Below are 19,442 nucleotides of genomic sequence, written 5' to 3'. Positions count from 1 at the left end.
TCCGTCGGTCCCGCGGGGGCTCGGGCGGGACCACCTCGCCGGTGCGTACGACGGCCCGCCTCGGCGCGGTGGCCCCGCGCGGGCCCGGCGTCGGAGTGCGCGGGCCGGGCACGGTCGGGACGGAGCGCGGTCCCGGCCCGGTCAGAAGAGCGTGTGGTCCCGGCCCGATTCGAAGGCGAGGAGCCGCTGCTTGCGGTCGAGACCGCCGCCGTAGCCGGTGAGTCCGCCGCCCGCGCCGACCACCCGGTGGCAGGGGACGATCACGCTGACCGGGTTCTTCCCGTTGGCGAGCCCCACGGCGCGGGAGGCGCCCGGGTTGCCGAGGGCGTCGGCGAGTTCGCCGTACGTCCGGGTCTCGCCGTACGGGATGCGGCACAGCTCGGCCCAGACGCGGCGCTGGAACTCGGTGCCGATCAGGTGCAGCGGCAGGTCGAACTCCGTGAGCTCGCCCGCGAAGTAGGCGTCGAGCTGGCGGACCGCCTCGGTGAAGGGGCGCGGGTCGGGCGCGCCGAAGGTCTCCTCGGACGGCCGGTGGCGCTGGCCGGTCATGTGGACGCGGCTGAGGACGCCGTCGACGGCGACGAGGGTCAGCGGCTCGTACGGGCTGTCCATCACGGTGTGCAGGACGGTGGGGGGCATGGCGGTTCAGTGTCCTTCGGTGGGCAGGAGGTTGATCGGGTGGTCGTCGGTCGCCCACAGGTACTGCACGGCGTACGCGCGCCAGGGGCGCCAGTGTGCCGCGCGGGCGGTGAGGGCGGCCGGGGTGCCGGGGAGGCCGAGTCCTTCGGCGGCGCGGCGGACGCCGAGGTCGCCGGGGAGGAAGGCGTCGGGGTCGCCGAGCGCCCGCATGGCGATGATCTCGGTGGTCCAGGGGCCGAAGCCGGGCAGGGCGCGCAGCCGGGCACGGGTCTCCTCGCGGTCCTCGGCGGGGCCGAGGGCGAGGGAGCCGTCGGCGAGGGACCGGACGAGGGTGAGCAGGGTGGTGCGTCGGCTGCGGGGCAGGGCGAGGGTCTCCGGGTCGAGGGCGGCGAGGGCCTCGGGGCCGGGGAAGAGGTGGGTGAGGCCGCCCTCGGGGTCGTCGACGGGGGTGCCGTGCGCGGTGACCAGCCGGGCGGCGTGGGTGCGGGCGGCGGCGGTGGAGACCTGCTGGCCGAGGACGGCCCGTACGGCGAACTCTGCGGGGTCCACGGTTCCCGGCACCCGGCGGCCGGGGGCGGTGTCCACGACGGGCGCGAGCAGCGGGTCGGCGCGCAGCCGGTCGTCCACGGCCACGGGGTCGGCGTCGAGGTCGAGGAGCCTGCGGCAGCGGCTGATGGCGTGGGTGAGGTCGCGGAGGTCGGTGAGGGAGAGACGGCAGGCGATGTGGTCGGGACGGGGGGCGAGGGCGACGATGCCGTGGCCGTACGGGAGGTTCAGCGTCCGGCGGTAGGCGCCGTCGCGCCACTCCTCGATGCCGGGGACCGCGGTGGCGGCGAGGTGGCCGAAGAGGTTGGAGGGTTCCAGGGGGGTGCGGAACGGCAGCCGGAGGGAGATCGTGCCGGGGGTGCCGGTGCGGGCGGGTCCGGCGGTTCCTGTGGGTCCGGCGGTTCCTGTGGTTGCTGTGGTCCTGGGGGTTTCCCTGCCTCTGGTGGTTTCCGTGGGGCGGGGGGCGCGGGCGCGGAGTTCGCCGGGGGTGAGGGCGAAGACCTCGCGGACGGTCTCGTTGAAGGTGCGGATCGAGGCGAATCCGGCCGCGAAGGCGATCTCGCCCAGGGGCATGGCGGTCGTCTCGACGAGGACCCGGGCGGTCTGGGCGCGCTGGGCGCGGGCCAGGGCGAGGGGTCCCGCGCCGAGTTCGGCGAGGAGCTGGCGTTCGATCTGGCGGGTGGACCAGCCGAGGCGCCGGGCGAGCCCGGGGACGCCCTCCCGGTCGACGACCCCGTCCTGGATGAGGCGGACGGCGCGGGCGACGGCGTCCGCGCGGACGTTCCACTCGGGCGAGCCGGGGGTGGTGTCGGGGCGGCAGCGCTTGCAGGCGCGGAATCCGGCCCGCTGGCAGGAGGCGGAGCTGGGGTGGAACTCCATGTTCTCGGGCTTGGGCGGAGGGACCGGACAGCTGGGCCGGCAGTAGATCCGGGTGGTGCGGACGGCGGTGAAGAACACGCCGTCGAACCGGGCGTCCTTCGACTGGACGGCCCGTACGCAGCGCTCCGTGTCGGTGTGCATGAATCAAGCATCGGCGACGTACGGCGCTCGGGCTGGCGGAAAAACGACATGGGCGTCCGCCCTGGTCGCGGCGGACCGCCCGGGGACGGGCGCCGCGACCGCCCGGGTCAGTTGCCGCCGACGGGACCGACGTACGAGCCCGGGTGGGTGGCTCCGTCCTGGAGCAGGACCGGGGAGAAGGTCCAGGTCAGGGTCTTCGCCCGGGTCTCGCCCGGCGGGGTGACGGCCATCGTCCGGGGGGTCAGCTCGACGCCGTCGCCGCCGTACGACTGGTAGGTGACGGTGAAGGCGGTGCGGGCTCCGGGATCGAGGGTGACGAGCCGGGGCTTCTGGGAGGTCTGCCGGGGCAGGGACCAGGTGCTGGCGCCCACGAGGTCGACGCCCGGGTAGCCCTTGAGGGTGCAGGGGGCGCCGCTCTTGTTGGTGAGCCGGACCACGACCGCGCCCTCCTCGCCGACGGCCTGGGCACCGCTGCCGGGGGCGATCTCGAAGCCGAGACCGGAGGTGCGGCAGGGCCGCCCGGCCCCGGCACCCGCGTCGTCGGACCCGGACGAGGAGCCGCCGGAGGCGGACGGGGAGGCGGGTACGGAGGCGTCGGCGGAGGTGGAAGCGGACGGGGAGGCGGACACGGAGACGGACGCGGACGGCGTCCCGCCCGGGGCGGTCGCGGAATCCGTCGAGCTGCCGCTCGCCGAGCCGGTCGTCGTGGCGCCGGAACAGCCCGTCAGGGCGAGGCCGCAGGCCAGTGCGACGGCGGACAGGGCGGGGACACGAAGACGACGCAAGGACATGAGAAGGGACTCCCCCGTTGTGGTGCCTCGTACGGTCGGCACACGGTCACATGGCGGTACGCGGTCGGGCGTACCGGCGCGCCGTCCTACTCGAACCGCGTGGTGTCACCGGCCCCGCGGCGCGTGATCTCGGGCTCGCCACTGGAGAAGTCGACCACGGTGGTGGGTTCGGTTCCACAATCGCCGGAATCGATCACGGCGTCGACCTGGTGGTCGAGCCGTTCCTTGATCTCCCAGCCCTGGGTGAGGGGTTCCGCCTCGTCGGGGAGCAGCAGGGTGCTGGAGAGCAGCGGCTCGCCCAGTTCGCTCAGCAGTGCCTGGGTGACGACGTGGTCGGGGATGCGGACGCCGACGGTCTTCTTCTTGGGGTGGAGGAGCTGGCGCGGCACCTCCCGGGTGGCGGGCAGGATGAAGGTGTACGCACCGGGGGTGGCGGCCTTGATCGCGCGGAAGACGTCGTTGTCGATCTGGACGAGCTGGCCCAGCTGGGCGAAGTTCTGGCACATGAGCGTGAAGTGGTGCCGGTCGTCGAGATGGCGGATGGCGCGGATGCGGCTGATGCCGTCCCGGCTGCCGAGGCGGCTGCCGAGCGCGTAGCAGGAGTCGGTGGGGTACGCCACGAGCGCCCCGTTCCTGATGCTGTCGGCGATGGTGCCGATGGTGCGGGGCTGGGGGTTCTCGGGATGAACGTCGAAGTACTTGGCCATGTGGTCAGTCTATTTTCGAAGGCGGCGCCAGACCGCCTTCGCCGCGTTGTGCCCGGACATGCCGTGCACGCCGGGGCCGGGCGGGGTCGCCGCGGAGCAGAGGAAGACCGCCGGGTGGGGGGTGGCGTAGGGGCGGGCGGAGAGGGTGGGGCGCAGCAGGAGCTGGAGGCCCCGGGCGGCGCCGCAGGCGATGTCGCCGCCGACGTAGTTGGCGTTGTGCGCGGCGAGTTCGGGCGGTCCGGCGGTGGCGCGGGCGAGGACGCGGTCGCGGAAGCCGGGGGCGAAGCGCTCGATCTGGCGCTCGATCGCGTCGGTGAGGTCTCCGGTCCAGCCGTTGGGCACATGGCCGTACGCCCAGAAGACGTGCTTGCCCTCGGGGGCGCGGGAGGGGTCGACGAGGCTGGGCTGCGCGGTGATGAGGAAGGGGGTGTCGGGGGCGGTGCCGGAGGAGGCGCGGTGCAGGGCGGTGTCGATCTCCCCGGCGGTGGGGCCGATCTGGACGGTTCCGGCGCGCCGGGCTTCCGGGGCGGTCCACGGCACGGGCCCTTCGAGGGCGTAGTCGATCTTGAAGACGCTCGCGCCGTAGCGGTAGTGGTCGTAGTGACCGCCGAATCCGGCGATCCGGGCGAGGGCCGTCGGTGAGGTGTCGAAGACGTAGGCGCGGGCCGGGGGGAGGTCGTCGAGGCGCTTGACCTCGAAGTCGGTGTGCACGGCGCCGCCGAGGTCCTTGAGGTACGCGGTGAGGGCGTCGGAGATCGACTGGGAGCCGCCCCGGGGCATCGGCCAGCCGCCCGCGTGGGCGGCGAGCGCGAAGACCAGGCCGACGGCGCTGGTGGCGAAGCCGCCGAGGGGGGCGATGACGTGGCCGACGAGTCCGGCGAACAGGCCCCTGGCCTTCTCGTCGCGGAAGCGGCGCATCAGCCAGGTGGACGGCGGCAGTCCGTCGATGCCGAAGCGGGCGAGGGTGACGGGGTCGCGGGGCAGTGCCGTGAGCGGCAGTTGCATGAAGTCCCGGGCGAGGCTGTCCCACTTGCCGAGGTAGGGGGCGACGAGCCTGCGGTACGCCCCCGCGTCGTGCGGGCCGAAGGAGGCGGCGGTCTCGGCGACGGAGCGGGCGAGGACGGCGGCGGTCCCGTCGTCCCAGGGGTGGGCCATGGGCAGTTCGGGGTGGAGCCACTCCAGTCCGTACCGGGCCAGCGGCATCGTGCGGAAGACGGGCGAGCCCGCGCCGAGCGGGTGCACCGCGGAACAGGGGTCGTGCCGGAAGCCGGGGAGGGTCAGCTCCTCGGTCCTGGCGCCGCCGCCGACGGTGGGCTTCGCCTCGAAGACGGCCACGGAGAAGCCCCTGCGGGCGAGTTCGACGGCGGCGGTCAGGCCGTTGGGCCCCGCTCCCACGACGACGGCATCGAGCATGGACGTCCCCTTCGGCACCTTCGGACTCCTTCGTCAGCCGATGGCCAAGGCTCACAGGATAGGCCGGTGGCGGCGGCCTTCTCACTGCCCCCCGAGGAGGGCGCGTATCCGCTCGGCGGTCGCCGTGTCGCGGGCCGCCGTGAACGGCAGGGCGTTCCCCCCGGTGATCCGGAACGGCTCGCCCGCGACGGTGGTGTGCGTGCCGCCCGCCTCGGTGACGAGGAGCAGTCCGGCCGCGTGGTCCCAGGCGAACTCCCAGGAGAAGGCGGTGGCGTCGAGCGCGCCTCGGGCCACCGCCAGGTACTCCAGTCCCGCGGAGCCGCAGGGCCGGGGGCGGACGCCCTCGGTGACCAGACCGCGCAGGGCGCGCTTCTGGTCGGGGGTGGTGTAGTCGGGGTGGGAGGTGGCGACCTCCAGGGTGGCGCCGGGGGCGGGCGCGCCGGAGCGCAGCGGCTGCCCGTTGAGGAGGGCGCCGCCGCCCCGGACGGCGACGGCGAACTCGTCGAGCGCGGGCGCGAAGGTCCAGGAGGCGAGCAGTTCGCCGTGCCGGGCGAGCGCGACGAGGGTGCAGAAGCCGGGGTCTCCGTGGACGAACTGCCGGGTGCCGTCGACGGGGTCGACGATCCACACGGGGGCGTCGCCGCGCAGCGCGTCGTAGACGGCGGGGTCGGCGTGGACCGCTTCCTCCCCGACGACCACGGAGCCGGGCAGCAGGGCGGTGAGGGACGCCGTGAGGTGGGCCTCGGCGGCCCGGTCGGCGACGGTGACCAGGTCGTGCGGCCCGTTCTTCTGCAGGATCTCCTCGTCGGCGAGCTGCCGGAAGCGCGGTGTGATCTCGGCGGCGGCGGCCTTGCGGACCGCCTCCTCCACCTCGGTCACGGGGACGTCGAGGACGTGCTCGGGGAACTCATCGATCATGTCTCCCAGCTAAGCACGGGGGGCTGACAACCGGGCCGTCGCGTTCGTCACCGTCCGTTTCCCCGGGGAGTACCCTTTGGCCGAGTTCACCCCTTACAGGCAGGGAGGGTCCCGTGCACGGCGCGTACCACGGTGAGTACAAGGTCCCCGGCGGGAAGCTGGTGGTCGTCGACCTCGACGCCGAGGACGGTGTCCTGCGGAACGTGCGGGTCGCGGGCGACTTCTTCCTGGAGCCCGACGAGGCGATCCTGTCGATCGACCGGGCCCTGGAGGGCGCGCCGGTGGACACCGACGCCGCCGGGCTCGCCGCCCGGATCGACGCGGCGCTGCCGCCGGGCACCCAGATGTTCGGGCTGACCTCGGAGGGTGTCGGGGTCGCGGTCCGGCGCGCGCTCGCGCACGCCACCGACTGGACCGACTACGACTGGCGGCTGGTCCGGATGCCGCCGCAGTCGCCCGCGCTGCACATGGCGCTGGACGAGGTCCTGACGGCCGAGGTCGCGGCCGGGCGGCGCCCGCCGACGCTGCGGGTCTGGGAGTGGGGCGCCCCCGCGGTGGTCATCGGCAGCTTCCAGTCGCTGCGCAACGAGGTCGACCCGGAGGCGGCCGAGCGGCACGGCATCCAGGTGGTGCGCCGGATCAGCGGTGGCGGCGCCATGTTCATCGAGCCGGGCAACACGATCACATACTCGCTCTCGGTGCCCGAAGCCCTCGTGCAGGGCCTGTCGTTCACCGACAGCTACGCCTATCTGGACGACTGGGTCCTGGGCGCGCTCGGCGACATGGGGGTGCGGGCCTGGTACCAACCGCTGAACGACATCGCCACGGAGGCGGGCAAGATCGCGGGCGCGGCGCAGAAGCGGATGGTGGCGGGCGGGGGCGCGGTCCTGCACCACGTGACGATGGCGTACGACATCGACGCGGACAAGATGACGGAGGTGCTCCGGATCGGCCGCGAGAAGCTGTCCGACAAGGGCACGAAGAGCGCGAAGAAGCGGGTGGACCCGCTGCGGCGCCAGACGGGTCTGCCGCGCGAGGCGGTGATCGAGCGCATGATCGCCTCCTTCCGCGGCCGGTACGGGCTCGTGGAGGACCGGGTCACGGAGGAGGAGCTGGCGCGGGCGGAGGAACTGGCGGAGTCCAAGTTCGGCACAGCGGAGTGGACGGCCCGGGTCCCGTAGGGGGACGGGCCGTCGCCGGGGCGGCGCGGTCGCGACCGCCGGGGTCGCTCTCCTCGTGCGCCGGGCCTCGTCCCGGCCGCCGGAGCCGCGCCGGGTCCACCGGAGCGGTGCCGTGCCAGGTCCGCCGGAGCCGGGTCCGGTCGGCCGGGGCCCCGCCTGGCGGACGGGCGGCACCCGGACCGGCGGACCCCCGGGTGGCGGAGGGGACGGCGCCGGGGGTGTGCGCCCTCGGCGCGAGGGGGCGTGCGCCCGGTCCCTCGCTCCCCCACGAGTCGCGGCCGGTCCCCGTACGTCCGTCGAGGGGGCGTCCAGTGACCCCTCCCCCGTCCGTTCGTTGACTGCCTGGGGTCCGGGCGGCGCACCAGAGGAAACGTCTCCGCAGTCGGCCGTCCCGGAACACGGCGCCGACGGTGGGAGAGCACATGGGATGGCCGCGCAAGCTCCTGGCGACGGTCGCGGGCACGGTCCTGGCCGTCAGCCCGCTGGGCCTCGCGCCGACCGCGCGGGCGGTCGTCGGGGGACGGGAGGCCAGGCCCCACCAGTACCCCTTCATGGCGGGGCTCGTGGACGTCGTGGAGCGTCGGGTGGTGTGCGGCGGGGCGCTGGTCGGGGACCGGTGGGTGCTCACCGCCGCCCACTGCCTGACCGGGGCGTACGCCCGTACCGCCCGGATCGGGGTGCTCCTCGGCGACCACGACCTGACGACCGGCGCGGACAGTCCGAACGCGGTCCTGGCGGCCCCGGTCCGGTTCGTCCCGCACCCGGGCTACGACCCGTCGGGGCAGCTCGACGACCTCGCGCTCGTGGAGCTGTCCGAGCCGGTCGCCCCCGGTCGTGACGTACGCCCGGTCGCCCTGCCCGTCGGATACGCCCCCGGAGCCTTCGACCACGTGCAGGTCGAGGTCCCCGGCTGGGGCGCCGTGTCCTACGGCGGCCGTACCTCCGACGTGCTGCGGACCGTGACCCTCGGCACGATGAGCAACCCCGCCTGCGTCCGGCGGGGCATGACCGAGGTCGGCGCCGGTCAGCTCTGCACGTACGCCCCGGGCCGCGACAGCTGCCAGTACGACTCCGGCGGGCCGCTGGTGCACACGGTCGCGGGACGGCCGTACGTGGTGGGGCTGGTGTCCTACGGCAGGGAGTGCGCCACCGACACCCCTGCCGTGAACACCCGTGTCCGCTTCTACCTGGACTGGATCACGGGGGTCACCGGGCGGCTCCCGTCCGCCTCATGAGGAGGACGTACACGAGCGGGGAGGCGACGAGGCCCACGGCCCAGCCGTAGTCGGCGAGCGGCTTCAGGACGGGGCCGAGGCCGTCCTCCGGGAAGGGACCGGTGCCCTGCGCCGAGTGGGAACCGCCGACCGCGAGGACACCACCGACCACGAAGGCCACGACGGCCGCCGGATTCCAGCCGCCCCGGTCCCGGCCTGATCCGCCCCGGACCTCTCCTCCCCCGCTCCCCTCCCGTCCCGAAACGTCCCGTCGGGTCGCGGGACGCCGGGAAGGGGTGGGGAGCGGTTAGGTTCCGTGGCGTCGTCGGGACCACCCGGCGGACGTCCCCCTTCCGGTACCGCCCCAAGGACTCCCCATGCGCATCCGCATCGCCGCCGCACTGGCCACGGCCGCCGCGATCAGCCTCGGTTCCCTCGTCTTCGCCGCTCCGGCCCAGGCCGCCTTCCGCGACAACATCGAGATCGACCTGGCCGACGGCAAGTGCCTCGACGTGCCCAACGGGAACTTCGCCAGCGGGGTGTTCGTGCAGGAATGGAGCTGCAACGGCAGCATCGCCCAGCGGTGGAACTTCGTCTGGTCGAACAGCCACTACTTCCAGATCCAGTCGGTCGGCAACCCGAGCCTGTGTCTCAACAACTGGTCGAGCGGCGGGGCCAAGGGCGACGCCATCGCGCTGTACTCCTGCGCCAGCGGCGACTCCCTGTTCAACACGGTCAGCGAATGGAACGGCTACTTCCAGTTCCAGCCCAAGGCCGCCGTCACCACCTGCGTCATGCCGTGGGGCGGTACCGCGCAGGGCGCGAAGCTGCGCCTTGACACCTGCTCCACGGGCGGCGAGAAGTCGTACTTCGACCTGCACGCCCAGGTCGGCTCGGAGAACTGAGCGCACCCGGCCCGTTCCGCCGCCGCCCCGTGGACCCTCGCCCACGGGGCGGCTTCCTGTCGTGACTCCCCTTGCGAAGGGATACCCCCTGAGGGTATACATAACAACGAGAGATACCCCTAGGGGGTATGCAGATCGAGCCCGGGAGGGTGCCATGTCCGCCTACACCACCACCTACAAGGTCGCCGGCGTCAACAGCGGCCACTGCAAGGCGATCGTGAGCGGCGCGCTCCGGGAACTGGACGCCGTGGACACCGTGCACATCGAGATCTCCACCGGGCTCGTCACGGTCAACAGCGCCGGTCCGCTGGACGACAAGCTGATCGAGGAAACGGTCGAGGACGCCGGTTACGACTACGCCGGGCGCGCCTGACCCGGACGCGACCGCCCACGGCGACGGGGCGGGGAACGGGAGGGGGAGCAAGGTGTCCACAGAACGGAGCACGGCCGTCCGGACCACCATCGGCTCGTTCGTGGCGGTCGGGGACAGCTTCACCGAGGGCCTCGGCGACGAGACCAGCGAAGGCGCCCTCGCGGGCTGGGCGGACCGGCTCGCCGGGCTCCTCGCCCGCCGCTCCCCCACCCCGTTGCGCTACGCCAACCTCGCCGTACGGGGCCGGGTCATCGACGAGATCCTCGCCGAGCAGGTGCCCAGGGCCGCCGCGCTGGCGCCGGACCTGGTGAGCTTCTGCGCCGGGGGCAACGACATCCTGCGGCTCGGCAGTTCCGTGGACCGCATCACGGAGCGGTTCGAGGAAGCCGTCGTCGAACTCCGGGCCACCGCGGGGACGGTGCTCGTCTTCACCGGCTTCGACCCCCGGGACACCCCCGTGCTGCGCAGACTGCGGGGAAAGATCGCCACCTACACGGCACACGTCCACGCCATCGCCGACCGGCACGGCTGTCCGGTCGTGGACCTGTGGGCGATGAAGTCCCTCCAGCACCCGAGCGCCTGGAGCGAGGACCGGCTGCACCTGTCCTCCGAGGGCCATCGCCGGGTGGCGCTGCGGAGCGCCGAGGTCCTGGGGCTCGTCCCCGTACCGGACGCTCCCGTGCCGGGCACGGCGGCGGGTCCGGCACGGCAGGCGGAGCGGCTCCCGGACCTGCGATGGGCCCGCGAGCACTTCCTGCCCTGGCTGGGCCAGCACCTGCTGCACCGGGGTCCGGCCGAGCCGCTGGCCCCCAAGCGGCCCGAACTGCTGCCCCTGTGAGGCCCGGTGGCGGCCCCCGTCGCCGTATGACGAAGGACCCTTATTGAGCCTTAGCATCTAAGAAGCTTAGTATTCGCGGAGCCTTCGCACGGCTGATCGCCCACCCGGGGCACGCGGCGGAGGCGCCGCCGTGCCTCCGGTACGCCCTGCCCGGTCGGCGGTCGAGCAAGAAGGAGCACCCGTGGCTTCCCACCGCCGTCCGAAGCAACACAGCGCGCGCTACACCGGAGTCGTGACCGCCACCGCGGCGGCGGCCGTCGCCCTCTCCGCCCAGACGGCCTCCGCCGACCCGCTGCCCGACCCCACCAAGAAGGGCGCCCAGGCGCAGGTGGACCGCCTCTACGAAGCGGCGACCCAGGCGACGGAGAAGTACAACGGGGCCAAGGAGAAGGCCGAGACGCTCAAGGAGCAGGTGGCGAACCTCCAGGACGCCGCCGCCCGCAAGCAGGGCGAGCTGAACGGGCTGCGCGACCGCATCGGCAACGTCGCCACCGGCCAGTACCGTTCCGGCGGGCTCGACCCCTCCCTTCAGCTCTTCCTCTCCGAGGAACCCGAGACCTATCTGGCGAAGGCCTCCGCCCTCGACCGGGCCGGGGACCGGCAGAGCGCCGTCCTCCAGCAGTTCCTCGCCCAGCAGCGCGCACTCCAGCAGCAGCGCGGCGAGGCCACGCGCAAGCTCGGGGACCTCGCGTCCGTGGAGAAGGAACTGGGCGACCGCAAGAGCGAGATCCAGGGCAAGCTGCGCGAGGCACAGCGCCTCCTCAACACCCTGTCGGAGAAGGAGCGAGAGCGGATCGCCGCGGCGGAGGACCGGGCCAACCGGGCGAGCGAGCGCGTCGACCTCGGCAACGAGACCAGCGCCTCCGCCCGTGCCTCCGCCGCCTTCGAAGCCGCCAAGAGCCGGGTCGGACTGCCGTACGTCTGGGGCGCCAGCGGGCCGTCCTCCTTCGACTGCTCCGGCCTCACCTCCTGGGCCTTCCGCCAGGCGGACGTGTCCATCCCCCGCACCTCGCAGGCCCAGGCGAACATCGGGACCCGCATCAACTCCCTGAGCGCGCTGAAGCCCGGCGACCTCATCATCATGCGCACCGACCTCAGCCACGTCGGCTTCTACGCGGGCAACGGACAGATCCTCCACTCCCCCAAGCCGGGCGCGCAGGTCCGCTACGAGTCCATCGCGCGCAGCGGGATGCCCTTCATGTGGGGAGTCCGCGTCGGCTGACGCCCGCCCGTTCCCCACGGCCGAGGGGCGACCCGACCTGCCCGTCTACTATGCATCCGAGTACGGGAACGGCGGAGAGGACATGGCCCATGCGGCGGCTGGGGGAGCTCGAGGCGGAGATCATGGACCGCCTCTGGAGATGGGACCGCCTCGCCACCGTGCGCGAGGTCGTCGACGACATCAACCTGCACCGGGACGTCGCCTACACCACGGTGACCACGGTCACCAGCATCCTCTTCCACAAGGGCCACCTCACCCGTACCCGTGACGGACGGGTCTGGCAGTACCGGGCCGTCGCCACCCGCGAGGCGTACGCGGCGGCCCTCATGGAGGACGGTCTGGGCGCCAGCGAGGACCGGCCCGCCGCCCTCGCCCGGTTCGTGGAGAACCTGGACACCGAGGAGATCGCGGCGCTGCGCAAGGCCCTCCGGAACGTCGGGCGACGGGCCGAGCCGTGAACGCGGCCCCGGTCCTCCTCGCGTACTCCGTCGCCGTGGGCGCGGGCGCCCCGCACCTGCTCCTCCGCAGTGCGTGGCCTCACCGGGCGCCCGCGCTCGGGGCGACCGTGTGGCTCGCCCTGATCCTGTCGTTCACCGTCGCCGTGACGCTCGCCGCCGCCCAGTTGGCGGCGCCCACCGGACATCTGCACGCGGGGCTCGTCGGGCTGCTGCACGCCTGCGGTCTGGACGCGCCGGAGCCGACGGCGTCCGGTCCCACGATCTCCGGGCGGCTCGCCGTGGCGATGCCGCTGGCCGTCGTCGCCGCGTTCGGCGGCGCGTTCCTGTTCCATCTCGCGCGCTCCGGTCTGCTCCGCGCCCGCCACCGCGACCGGCTCGACAAGGTCGGGACCCGCTGTGAACGGCTCCGCGCCACCGTGCTGCCGCACGCCGTGCCCGGGGCGTACTGCCTTCCGGGCTTCCGCCCCCGCATCGTCGTGAGCGACGCGGCCGTGCGCCTGCTGACGGCGGAGCAGATGGAGGCCGTCCTCGAACACGAACGGTGCCACGTCGCCGGACGCCACCACCTGCCGCTGGCCGCGACCGAGGCGTTCGCGACCGTCTTCCCGTGGCTGCCGCTGGCCCGTCTGGCCCGTACGCAGATGGCCGTGCTCCTGGAGATGACCGCGGACGACCGCGCGCTGCGGCGCCAGTCCGACGAGACCCTGGCGACGGCGGTGTACGAGATGGCCGCCGCCCGCACTCCGGAGGGCGCGATCGGGGCGGGCGGCTCGACGGCCCTGCTCCGGATGAAGCGCATCCTGGGCCCCCGCCCGGCCCCCCACCCCGCCCTCCGCGGCTCCCTGGCCTCGGCCGCCCTGACCGCCCCCCTGCTGCCCCTGCTGGTCGCCTGCCCGCCGGGGATCTGAGGGCCCCTTCCGGCGGGCTCCGACGGACTCCGGTGTCCTTCCGGCGCTCTCCGGCGCTCTCCGGCGTCCTCAGCGGAACGTGTGGGTCACCCGGATCTCACCGACGATGTGGGCGTTGAACTCGTCCAACTCCTCGGCCGGTACCCACAGTTCGAGGATCGTCCGGCCGCCCGCCCGCCGGACCGGATAGCGGCGGAGGAACTCCGTGTCCACCTCGAAGCGGGTCACGAAGCCCGCGCCGCTGTGCTTGACGTTCCAGTCCCGGGCGATCATCACCGCGTACCCCTCGTCGAGGACCGGATAGAAGATCGGCTGCTCGGGCAGCCGGGGCGGCCAGGCGCGTCGGCCCGACTCCTCGACCAGGGCCAGCTCCTCGGGTCCGGTGGGGCGCCAGAGGGTCGTCGTCGCCTGTCGGCCGGTCATGGAACGGCTCTCTCCGTACGGGGCGGACCTCGGGTACGGCCGCCGGGAACCGCGACGGTACTGGCCGCACGGCCGGGTGCGCACACGAATTTCCGCGACCGCGACCCTCCCCTGACGGCGTCACCGTCCCGCACCGCACCGGTCCCGTACGGTCCCTCAGCCCGCTTCCGGCAGATGGGCCACGGCGGCCGGGCCGTCGGGGAACATCGCGGCCAGATCCCGGTCCTGGGCTCGGGCCCCGTGCCGTTCGATGCGCTCCCGGCCGCCGGGCAGGGCGCCGAGGATCCGGTACCGGAGCGTGTTCGTGGTGACGGAGAGCGCGAGCCCCCAGGGGAGCCGGGGGCGCAGGCCCAGGTCGCGCATCCCGGCCGGGCCCATGAAGACGGTGAGCAGGCTCATCCGGCGCGCGTACTCGTAGCGCTGGTGGAGCCGTTCGACGGCGGGGCTGGCGTGACCGTGGGCCAGTCGCCCCTGGGCGTCCATGGTCAGCCGGGCGAGGTCCCGGCCGGCCTGGGTCTGCCCGGCGGCGGACAGCAGGATGTGGTGGTTCCAGCGGTGCCGGACGTCCTCGTCGTCGGTCAGCCACTCCGGCGCGACCCCCATCAGATGGCCGACGTACCGCCAGAGGTGCATGAAGTCGCCCCGCTGACGCCGGGTCAGTCGCACCCCGAGGCCCCGGCAGCCGACCAGAACGGTCGCGTCGAAGAGGCCGAGCGTGGCCGCCTGGTCGGCCTGGTTGACCGGGAGGCCCCAGCGCGCGCTGTCCCAGCGGGGTGCGAAGCGGGCGTTCACCAGGGCGTGCATGGCCCTGACGTGGAGGGTGAGGCGCCAGCCCTCGGCACCCGGCCGGAGACCGCCGGGGCGGGTCACGGCGTGGGACCACTTGGTCGTCTCTCCGAGGCGCCGCAGGGTCTGCGTACCGCCCATGCCGCCGGTGAGGACCAGCAGATCGGCCGGGCCGCCGAAGCGGTAGCCGCCGACGAGGGAGAGGAGGGCGAGGACGTCACCGCTGTTGTGGCCGAGGGAGCGGAAGACCGCCGCGCCGCGCTCGATCCGGTCCCATTCGACCCAGCCGGGTACGGCCGTCGCCTCGCGCAGGAACTCCGCGAGCGCCGGGGGAAGTCCACCCGGCACGTCGGGGGCGGCCCGCAGGGCACCGGCGATCAGGGAGTGGGTGACCCGGTCCGGGTCCCCGGCGGGCAGGCCCATCGCCCGCGCGAGGGCGGCGCCGAGTTCGTCGCACCGGAGGAGACCGGTCCCCAGACGTTCCATGAGGGCCTCGTCGACGTCCCTGCCGATGCCGGTGAAGAGGAAGAGCGGGCGGGCGATACTGCGTCCGCGCGCCTCGGCCTCACGGAAGCGGCTCGGAAAGCGGCTCGCGGGACGGCTCGGAGGACGGCTCGGGGAGGGACACGGGGGACAACTCGGGGAGGGGCGTGGGGAAAGCCCCTGGGAGGGCGCCGGACCGGAGCCGGTGGAAGGGGCCGGGGAGCCGCTCGGGGAGGGCTCTCGGGAGGGGGCCGGATCCGAGTCCGGGGAGGGGTGCGGGACAGGGCCGGTGACACGAACTTCGTTGCTCTGCGTCATCCCACCGTTGTAATGCGAACATCTGCTCGCATACAATTCGCGTATGCGGAAGACGCCCCGTCAGGAGCGGTCGCGGGAGATGGTCGAGCGGATCGTCGACGCGGGGCGCGCGGTACTGGCGCGCGACGGCTACGCGCGGTTCGCGACCACTCGGGTCGCCGACGCGGCGGGCATCAGCCCCGGTTCCCTCTACCAGTACTTCCGGAACAAGGAAGAGCTCCTGGACCTGCTCATGGAGCGCTACTGGGCGGAAGCGGGCGACCGGGTGGCCGCGTCGCTCGCCGACCGGCTCGCCGATCCGCCCGAGCGGCTCGTGCCCAACGCGGTCGAGGCGCTGCTGTCCGCGCTCGAACAGGACTCGCAACTCCTTCGTGTCGTGATCGAGGAGGTGCCGCCGAACTACCACGAGCGTCATGTACGTCATCTCCGGCGCCGCATCCAGGACTTGGGCTCCGCCTACCTCGCGGGCCGCGTCCCGGAGACCGGCAGCGGCGCGACCCGCGCCTGGGTGCTGGTCTCCGCGATGGAGGCCCTCAGCGTCCGCTGGATCCTCGACCGGCCCGCGATCCGGCGCGAGGAGCTGGTCGAGGAACTCACCGCGCTCGTCACCCCGTACGTGTTCCGCCCCGAGACGGACTGACGGGCCGGACCAGGGCCGACCAGCGCCTTCCGGGGTCTTCCGGGGTCTTCCGGGGTCTTCCGGGCGAGACGGTACGGCGGGCGGTGACCGGACGGACCCCGCCCCCCTGGTTCGGCCGCATGGGTTCAGTCGAAGCGGTGCGGATCGAAGGGGGCCACGGGAAGCGTGGTGCCGCCGGTCGTCGCGAACTCGGCCGCGATCTCCCCGATGGCACTCGCGAACTTGAATCCGTGGCCGGAGAAGCCGCCGAGGAGGGTGAGCCCGGGGAGGTCACGGCGCGGTCCGACCAGGAAGTGCCGGTCGGGGGTGAGCGCGTACGTGCAGGACAGCATCCGGACGGGGTCCGGGTCGAGACCGGTGAAGGTGCGGCCGATCGCCCCGGCGAACCGTTCCGCGTCGACGCGGTCGGGCGAGCGGGGGCCGAGGGCCGGATCGGCCGGTTCGTCGATGCCGGGCCAGGTGTGCAGCCCGATCTTGACGGTCTCTCCGTCGAGGCAGGGGAAGCCGTAGAGGCTCTGGTCTCCTGAGGCGTCGCTGTGCACGAAGACGGGGAGACGGTCCGGGGCGAAGGCGGCGGGGTCGGACGCGCGGAACCATCCCATGACCCGGCGCTCCACCGTCATCAGCGGGGCGGTGGCGGGCAGCAGCCGACGCAGCCAGCCGCCGACGGAGACCACGACGTGGCGCGCGGTGTACTCGCGGTCGCCCGTACGGACACGGGGGCGGTCGGGATCGGGAACGATCTCGGTCACGGCGGTCTCCCGCAGGACCCGGGCCCCACGGGCCTCGGCGACGGCCACCCCGGCGGTCACGGCCTCTTCGGGCCGGAGGTATCCGGCGTCGCGCTCGTGGAAGCCGAGCAGACCCTTGGCATGGGCGAACTGCGGGTACCGCTCCCGGAGTTCGGCGCCCTCCAGGAGGTCGTACTCAAGGCTCCAGGTGCGGGCGGAGGCGAGGGGACCGGCGATGACGGACGAGTCGGCGGGGCCGACCATCAGGGCGCCGGTCCGTTCGAGCAGGCTCCGCCCCGAGGCCTCCTCCAGCTCACGCCAGAGCCGCCACGCCTTCTGGACGAGCGGTACGTAGGCGGCGCCCTCGGCGTATGCGCTGCGGATGATCCGGGACTCCCCGTGGCTCGCGCCCCGGTCGTGCCCCGGGACGAACTGCTCGATGCCGAGAACGTCGGTCCCGCGCTCGGCCAGCCGCCACAGCGTCTGACTCCCCATCGCGCCGAGCCCGACGACGATGACCTCCGCGTCCAGCCGACTGCTCATGACCGGTCTCCCCTCCCTGTCCTTCGAGGCGTTCCGTCCGGAAGCATGTGCTTCCGAAGTGTTCGTCCGGGGTGTTCTTCCGGCTTCTTCCGGGGTGTTCCGTCCGCGACGGACGCCCGCGCGAGGAGAGCGGTCCCGTCCGGCACGCCGGGAGGGGCCCTTACCCGCCGGGCCAGGTCCTCCCGAAGGGGCCCTCGCCCGCCTGCCGGAGATCGCCTCCCGCCCGCCGGAGGTCATCTTCCGGCCGGAGCCAGACGGTCCGGCGCCGCGAGCGCCCGGGCGCGGATCACTCGGCGAAGCCCACTCCGATCCACCAGTTGCCCGGCGCGTCCGGGTCCGTGCTCGTCCAGTACTCGATGACGGCCGAGGTGAACTCCTCGCGGGACAGCGTGCCGTCCCCGTCCCGGTCCAGATGCCGGAAAACGGTGTCGGCCTCCTCCTTCGTCACCCGGGGGAAGTGGCCGCGCAGGAAGCAGAGGTGTTCCGCGGGGTCCACCACGCCGTCGCCGTCCGCGTCGGCGACCGAGAGGAAGACCTCCGCCAGAGCCCCCAGCGTCGCCTTCGCCGCCTCGGGGTCACCGGCCAGGGACAGTGTCGACTCGACGAACTGTTCCCGGGTCATCGACTCGACGCCGGGCGGGAGGTGCGGCACGTGCAGGTTCCGCCAGATGCCCACGTACGCGTCCACGATGCGCCGTTCCCCGTCCGAGCCGGGCGGGAGCCCGAGGGAGCGGGCGGAGCGTCGGCCCATGAGTACGTGATCGGACTCGGTCAGGTCACCGCTCTCGTCCACGTCGAAGCGGTCGAAGCCACGGCGGATCTTACGGATCAGCAGGTCCTGCGACACGGTGGGTCTCCTTCTGGGCGGGTGGCGGCCCGGGGTGCGGGACCGACGGGGACATCCTCGTACGGCAGGCGAACGGCCTTCGTCACGAAGCCGCTTGACCCCGCTCCCCGACCGAACCGGTCCACCCGAGGACTGGTCGTTCCCCATCATCGACGCATCCCTGCCCCGGTGGGAGCGGAACCGCTCATCACGCGCCGGTGGCGCCCTCCGCGAGCGGGGCGAAGAGCAGGGCCCAGTTCCCGGGCAGGCACTTCACGGAGGAGGCCAGGTACCAGCGGGCGACCGCGCACTCGTCGGGCCTCTCGTCCGCGCCGTCCTCCCGGATGGCGCGCAGGCACTCGTCGACGCATTCGATGGCGTCGTCCTCGTCGAATCCCAGCCGCGCGAACGCCTCCCGGACGTCCGTCGGCAGGGTGAACGAGTCGTCCCACTCGCCGGACGCGTCCAGCAGGTAGAGCAGATGGCTCCCGGGGGCCGGAAGCCCGGTGCGCAGCCCTTCGGCGGTGAACTCCCGCTTCGTGTCGTCCGCGACCAGGTCCGACCTCCCGACCGCGTGGGCGACGAGTTCGGCCCAGTAGGACGCGTCGTGGCTGCCGTCGGACTGCCTCATGTGCTCGGCCGCGAACGCGGCCATCGCGTCCGGGTCACCGATCAGCGGGGAGACGACCAGGTCGCTCTGGTAGTCGAAGCCGAAGTAGTAGCGGCGCCCGTCGAGCGTGAGCGACTCGATGCCGCCCACGTGGCCGATCCGTCCGGGCAACGGGTCGAAGCGCTGCGTGAGTTCCTGTTCCATGCGGAGGACCGTAGCGGTGACCACTGACAGCCCCCGCACCGAGACGCCCGGAACGAGGCACCCGGGCCACGGCGGCAGCGCCACGGACACCCGACCGGCTCAGGAGCGCGGGCGGGCCCCGGCCCGGTCGGCCCGGTGCGCGTCGGGCCGGGGTCTGCCATGGCGCGGCGGCCCCGCCACGGGGGCGGGGCCGCTCGGTGCCTCGTCAGCCGTTGGCGGAGACCCGCCGGACGCTGCTGCAGTTCAGCACCGTGTTCCCCTCGAAGTTGCAGGCCTGGATGTCGATGTAGCCGCTCTCCCCGATGGAGAGGTTGAGGTCGGCGCAGTTGCCGTTGCCGAGGTCGTACTCCACGACGCGCCACGTACCGCCGTTGATCCGGTACGCGGTGCCCGGGTGATGACCGTCGGCCGCCGTGTCGCAGGTGTAGAGATGCTCGCCATAGGGCTGGAAACAGCTCATGGCCCCCGCGGTGGACACCGAGTAACAGGGGTAGTCCGCGGCAACCTTGTCCACGGTGGTCACGCTCACCCCCTCGGACGTCTGCGCGGGGGCTGCCGATACGGGTGTGACGAAGGCCGCGCCCAGGCCGACTCCCAGGGCGAGCGTGCCGATGACGCGGGAGAGACGCGTCGGGGTCATTGTCCGTGCAGGGGCCAAAATGACACCTCCGGTGAGGGAGTGAGTGATCGTCATGGGCCGTGCTGGTTCTACGATCGCGCTCTCTTTACATTACGAGTTCATGAA

Annotated in this window: 21 protein-coding genes and 1 pseudogene; 9 read left to right on the top strand and 13 right to left on the bottom strand. The window is 73.3% G+C overall.

Annotated features, from left to right (window positions below):
- Positions 1 to 141 precede the first annotated feature (141 nt).
- From ACFXGN_RS00960 to ACFXGN_RS00935, 6 genes are all read right to left on the bottom strand, one after another.
- A complete protein-coding gene (locus tag ACFXGN_RS00960) occupies positions 142 to 639 on the bottom strand; it encodes a methylated-DNA--[protein]-cysteine S-methyltransferase (RefSeq protein WP_384851664.1) in 498 nt (165 codons plus the stop codon).
- Positions 640 to 645: 6 nt separating this feature from the next.
- Positions 646 to 2,205, bottom strand: coding sequence for an AlkA N-terminal domain-containing protein (locus ACFXGN_RS00955; protein ID WP_384851662.1), 1,560 nt, complete (start codon positions 2,203 to 2,205; stop codon positions 646 to 648).
- 107 nt (positions 2,206 to 2,312) lie between these two features.
- The gene (locus ACFXGN_RS00950; protein ID WP_384851661.1) at positions 2,313 to 2,996 is read right to left on the bottom strand and encodes a DUF4232 domain-containing protein; all 684 of its coding nucleotides are present in this window, start codon (positions 2,994 to 2,996) and stop codon (positions 2,313 to 2,315) included.
- Positions 2,997 to 3,082: 86 nt separating this feature from the next.
- Positions 3,083 to 3,703 carry an L-threonylcarbamoyladenylate synthase gene (locus ACFXGN_RS00945; RefSeq protein WP_384851659.1) on the bottom strand — a complete coding sequence of 207 codons (621 nt, stop codon included), beginning with the start codon at positions 3,701 to 3,703 and terminating at the stop codon, positions 3,083 to 3,085.
- Positions 3,704 to 3,712: 9 nt separating this feature from the next.
- Positions 3,713 to 5,116 carry a phytoene desaturase family protein gene (locus ACFXGN_RS00940; RefSeq protein WP_384853070.1) on the bottom strand — a complete coding sequence of 468 codons (1,404 nt, stop codon included), beginning with the start codon at positions 5,114 to 5,116 and terminating at the stop codon, positions 3,713 to 3,715.
- Between the two features lie 81 nt (positions 5,117 to 5,197).
- A complete protein-coding gene (locus ACFXGN_RS00935) occupies positions 5,198 to 6,034 on the bottom strand; it encodes an inositol monophosphatase family protein (RefSeq protein ID WP_384851657.1) in 837 nt (278 codons plus the stop codon).
- A 113-nt stretch (positions 6,035 to 6,147) separates the two neighbouring features.
- On the opposite strand from ACFXGN_RS00935, the gene ACFXGN_RS00930 reads away from it, so the two are divergent.
- Together ACFXGN_RS00930 and ACFXGN_RS00925 are read left to right on the top strand one after the other, a co-directional pair.
- The gene (locus ACFXGN_RS00930) at positions 6,148 to 7,215 is read left to right on the top strand and encodes a biotin/lipoate A/B protein ligase family protein (protein ID WP_384851655.1); all 1,068 of its coding nucleotides are present in this window, start codon (positions 6,148 to 6,150) and stop codon (positions 7,213 to 7,215) included.
- Positions 7,216 to 7,637: 422 nt separating this feature from the next.
- The gene (locus ACFXGN_RS00925; RefSeq protein ID WP_384851653.1) at positions 7,638 to 8,450 is read left to right on the top strand and encodes a serine protease; all 813 of its coding nucleotides are present in this window, start codon (positions 7,638 to 7,640) and stop codon (positions 8,448 to 8,450) included.
- Here the strand turns inward: ACFXGN_RS00925 and ACFXGN_RS00920 are convergent.
- A pseudogene (locus tag ACFXGN_RS00920) lies at positions 8,422 to 8,637 on the bottom strand (nitrate reductase); the annotation flags it as partial. The gene ACFXGN_RS00925 and the pseudogene ACFXGN_RS00920 overlap by 29 nt on opposite strands.
- A 169-nt stretch (positions 8,638 to 8,806) precedes the next feature.
- Here ACFXGN_RS00920 and ACFXGN_RS00915 point away from each other — a divergent pair.
- The 6 genes from ACFXGN_RS00915 to ACFXGN_RS00890 all read left to right on the top strand — a co-directional run bounded on the left by ACFXGN_RS00915 (position 8,807) and on the right by ACFXGN_RS00890 (position 13,133).
- Positions 8,807 to 9,334, top strand: coding sequence for an RICIN domain-containing protein (locus tag ACFXGN_RS00915; protein WP_384851652.1), 528 nt, complete (start codon positions 8,807 to 8,809; stop codon positions 9,332 to 9,334).
- 154 nt (positions 9,335 to 9,488) lie between these two features.
- A complete protein-coding gene (locus ACFXGN_RS00910) occupies positions 9,489 to 9,707 on the top strand; it encodes a heavy-metal-associated domain-containing protein (RefSeq protein WP_384851650.1) in 219 nt (72 codons plus the stop codon).
- 52 nt (positions 9,708 to 9,759) lie between these two features.
- Entirely contained in the window at positions 9,760 to 10,545 is a 786-nt protein-coding gene (locus ACFXGN_RS00905; protein ID WP_384851648.1) for an SGNH/GDSL hydrolase family protein, read from the top strand.
- Positions 10,546 to 10,726: 181 nt separating this feature from the next.
- The gene (locus tag ACFXGN_RS00900) at positions 10,727 to 11,767 is read left to right on the top strand and encodes an NlpC/P60 family protein (RefSeq protein ID WP_384851647.1); all 1,041 of its coding nucleotides are present in this window, start codon (positions 10,727 to 10,729) and stop codon (positions 11,765 to 11,767) included.
- A gap of 89 nt (positions 11,768 to 11,856) precedes the next feature.
- Complete coding sequence (locus tag ACFXGN_RS00895) at positions 11,857 to 12,225, top strand: BlaI/MecI/CopY family transcriptional regulator (protein WP_384851645.1); 369 nt, start codon at positions 11,857 to 11,859, stop codon at positions 12,223 to 12,225.
- Positions 12,222 to 13,133 (top strand): M56 family metallopeptidase, encoded by a 912-nt coding sequence (locus ACFXGN_RS00890; RefSeq protein ID WP_384851644.1) that lies wholly within the window; start codon positions 12,222 to 12,224, stop codon positions 13,131 to 13,133. Before ACFXGN_RS00895 ends, ACFXGN_RS00890 begins: the two co-directional genes overlap by 4 nt.
- 69 nt (positions 13,134 to 13,202) lie before the next feature.
- Here the strand turns inward: ACFXGN_RS00890 and ACFXGN_RS00885 are convergent, their stop codons facing one another.
- Both ACFXGN_RS00885 and ACFXGN_RS00880 read right to left on the bottom strand, forming a co-directional pair.
- Positions 13,203 to 13,556 (bottom strand): hypothetical protein, encoded by a 354-nt coding sequence (locus tag ACFXGN_RS00885; RefSeq protein WP_384851642.1) that lies wholly within the window; start codon positions 13,554 to 13,556, stop codon positions 13,203 to 13,205.
- 156 nt (positions 13,557 to 13,712) lie between these two features.
- Positions 13,713 to 14,828: an oxygenase MpaB family protein gene (locus ACFXGN_RS00880; protein WP_384851640.1), complete on the bottom strand. Its 1,116-nt coding sequence runs from the start codon at positions 14,826 to 14,828 to the stop codon at positions 13,713 to 13,715.
- Between the two features lie 358 nt (positions 14,829 to 15,186).
- Between ACFXGN_RS00880 and ACFXGN_RS00875 the strand changes: the two genes are divergently transcribed.
- Positions 15,187 to 15,783: a TetR/AcrR family transcriptional regulator gene (locus ACFXGN_RS00875; protein WP_384851638.1), complete on the top strand. Its 597-nt coding sequence runs from the start codon at positions 15,187 to 15,189 to the stop codon at positions 15,781 to 15,783.
- 125 nt (positions 15,784 to 15,908) lie between these two features.
- Here ACFXGN_RS00875 and solA read toward each other — a convergent pair whose 3' ends face one another.
- From solA to ACFXGN_RS00855, 4 genes are all read right to left on the bottom strand, one after another.
- Positions 15,909 to 17,057, bottom strand: coding sequence for an N-methyl-L-tryptophan oxidase (gene solA, locus ACFXGN_RS00870; RefSeq protein ID WP_384851637.1), 1,149 nt, complete (start codon positions 17,055 to 17,057; stop codon positions 15,909 to 15,911).
- A gap of 286 nt (positions 17,058 to 17,343) precedes the next feature.
- Positions 17,344 to 17,904, bottom strand: coding sequence for an EF-hand domain-containing protein (locus ACFXGN_RS00865; RefSeq protein ID WP_384851635.1), 561 nt, complete (start codon positions 17,902 to 17,904; stop codon positions 17,344 to 17,346).
- Between the two features lie 187 nt (positions 17,905 to 18,091).
- Complete coding sequence (locus tag ACFXGN_RS00860; protein ID WP_384851633.1) at positions 18,092 to 18,697, bottom strand: hypothetical protein; 606 nt, start codon at positions 18,695 to 18,697, stop codon at positions 18,092 to 18,094.
- A 205-nt stretch (positions 18,698 to 18,902) separates the two neighbouring features.
- Positions 18,903 to 19,337 (bottom strand): hypothetical protein, encoded by a 435-nt coding sequence (locus ACFXGN_RS00855; RefSeq protein WP_384851631.1) that lies wholly within the window; start codon positions 19,335 to 19,337, stop codon positions 18,903 to 18,905.
- Positions 19,338 to 19,442: the final 105 nt, after the last annotated feature.

The sequence above is a fragment of the Streptomyces sp. NPDC059247 genome (genome assembly GCF_042754005.1).
Lineage (GTDB): Bacteria > Actinomycetota > Actinomycetes > Streptomycetales > Streptomycetaceae > Streptomyces.
The sequence above is the reverse complement of the archived record's forward strand: the minus strand, read 5'-3'. Positions and strand labels throughout refer to the sequence as shown.

What these genes read in the sequence shown, in the direction of transcription:
- ACFXGN_RS00940 (WP_384853070.1), bottom strand. Translation starts at nt 5,116, where the DNA reads ATGCTCGATGCCGTCGTCGTGGGAGCGGGGCCCAACGGCCTGACCGCC.
- ACFXGN_RS00925 (WP_384851653.1), top strand. Translation starts at nt 7,638, where the DNA reads ATGGGATGGCCGCGCAAGCTCCTGGCGACGGTCGCGGGCACGGTCCTG.
- ACFXGN_RS00960 (WP_384851664.1), bottom strand. Translation starts at nt 639, where the DNA reads ATGCCCCCCACCGTCCTGCACACCGTGATGGACAGCCCGTACGAGCCG.
- ACFXGN_RS00875 (WP_384851638.1), top strand. Translation starts at nt 15,187, where the DNA reads ATGCGGAAGACGCCCCGTCAGGAGCGGTCGCGGGAGATGGTCGAGCGG.
- ACFXGN_RS00955 (WP_384851662.1), bottom strand. Translation starts at nt 2,205, where the DNA reads ATGCACACCGACACGGAGCGCTGCGTACGGGCCGTCCAGTCGAAGGAC.
- ACFXGN_RS00885 (WP_384851642.1), bottom strand. Translation starts at nt 13,556, where the DNA reads ATGACCGGCCGACAGGCGACGACGACCCTCTGGCGCCCCACCGGACCC.
- solA (WP_384851637.1), bottom strand. Translation starts at nt 17,057, where the DNA reads ATGAGCAGTCGGCTGGACGCGGAGGTCATCGTCGTCGGGCTCGGCGCG.
- ACFXGN_RS00855 (WP_384851631.1), bottom strand. Translation starts at nt 19,337, where the DNA reads ATGACCCCGACGCGTCTCTCCCGCGTCATCGGCACGCTCGCCCTGGGA.
- ACFXGN_RS00895 (WP_384851645.1), top strand. Translation starts at nt 11,857, where the DNA reads ATGCGGCGGCTGGGGGAGCTCGAGGCGGAGATCATGGACCGCCTCTGG.
- ACFXGN_RS00915 (WP_384851652.1), top strand. Translation starts at nt 8,807, where the DNA reads ATGCGCATCCGCATCGCCGCCGCACTGGCCACGGCCGCCGCGATCAGC.
- ACFXGN_RS00860 (WP_384851633.1), bottom strand. Translation starts at nt 18,697, where the DNA reads ATGGAACAGGAACTCACGCAGCGCTTCGACCCGTTGCCCGGACGGATC.
- ACFXGN_RS00945 (WP_384851659.1), bottom strand. Translation starts at nt 3,703, where the DNA reads ATGGCCAAGTACTTCGACGTTCATCCCGAGAACCCCCAGCCCCGCACC.
- ACFXGN_RS00880 (WP_384851640.1), bottom strand. Translation starts at nt 14,828, where the DNA reads ATGGAACGTCTGGGGACCGGTCTCCTCCGGTGCGACGAACTCGGCGCC.
- ACFXGN_RS00935 (WP_384851657.1), bottom strand. Translation starts at nt 6,034, where the DNA reads ATGATCGATGAGTTCCCCGAGCACGTCCTCGACGTCCCCGTGACCGAG.
- ACFXGN_RS00910 (WP_384851650.1), top strand. Translation starts at nt 9,489, where the DNA reads ATGTCCGCCTACACCACCACCTACAAGGTCGCCGGCGTCAACAGCGGC.
- ACFXGN_RS00950 (WP_384851661.1), bottom strand. Translation starts at nt 2,996, where the DNA reads ATGTCCTTGCGTCGTCTTCGTGTCCCCGCCCTGTCCGCCGTCGCACTG.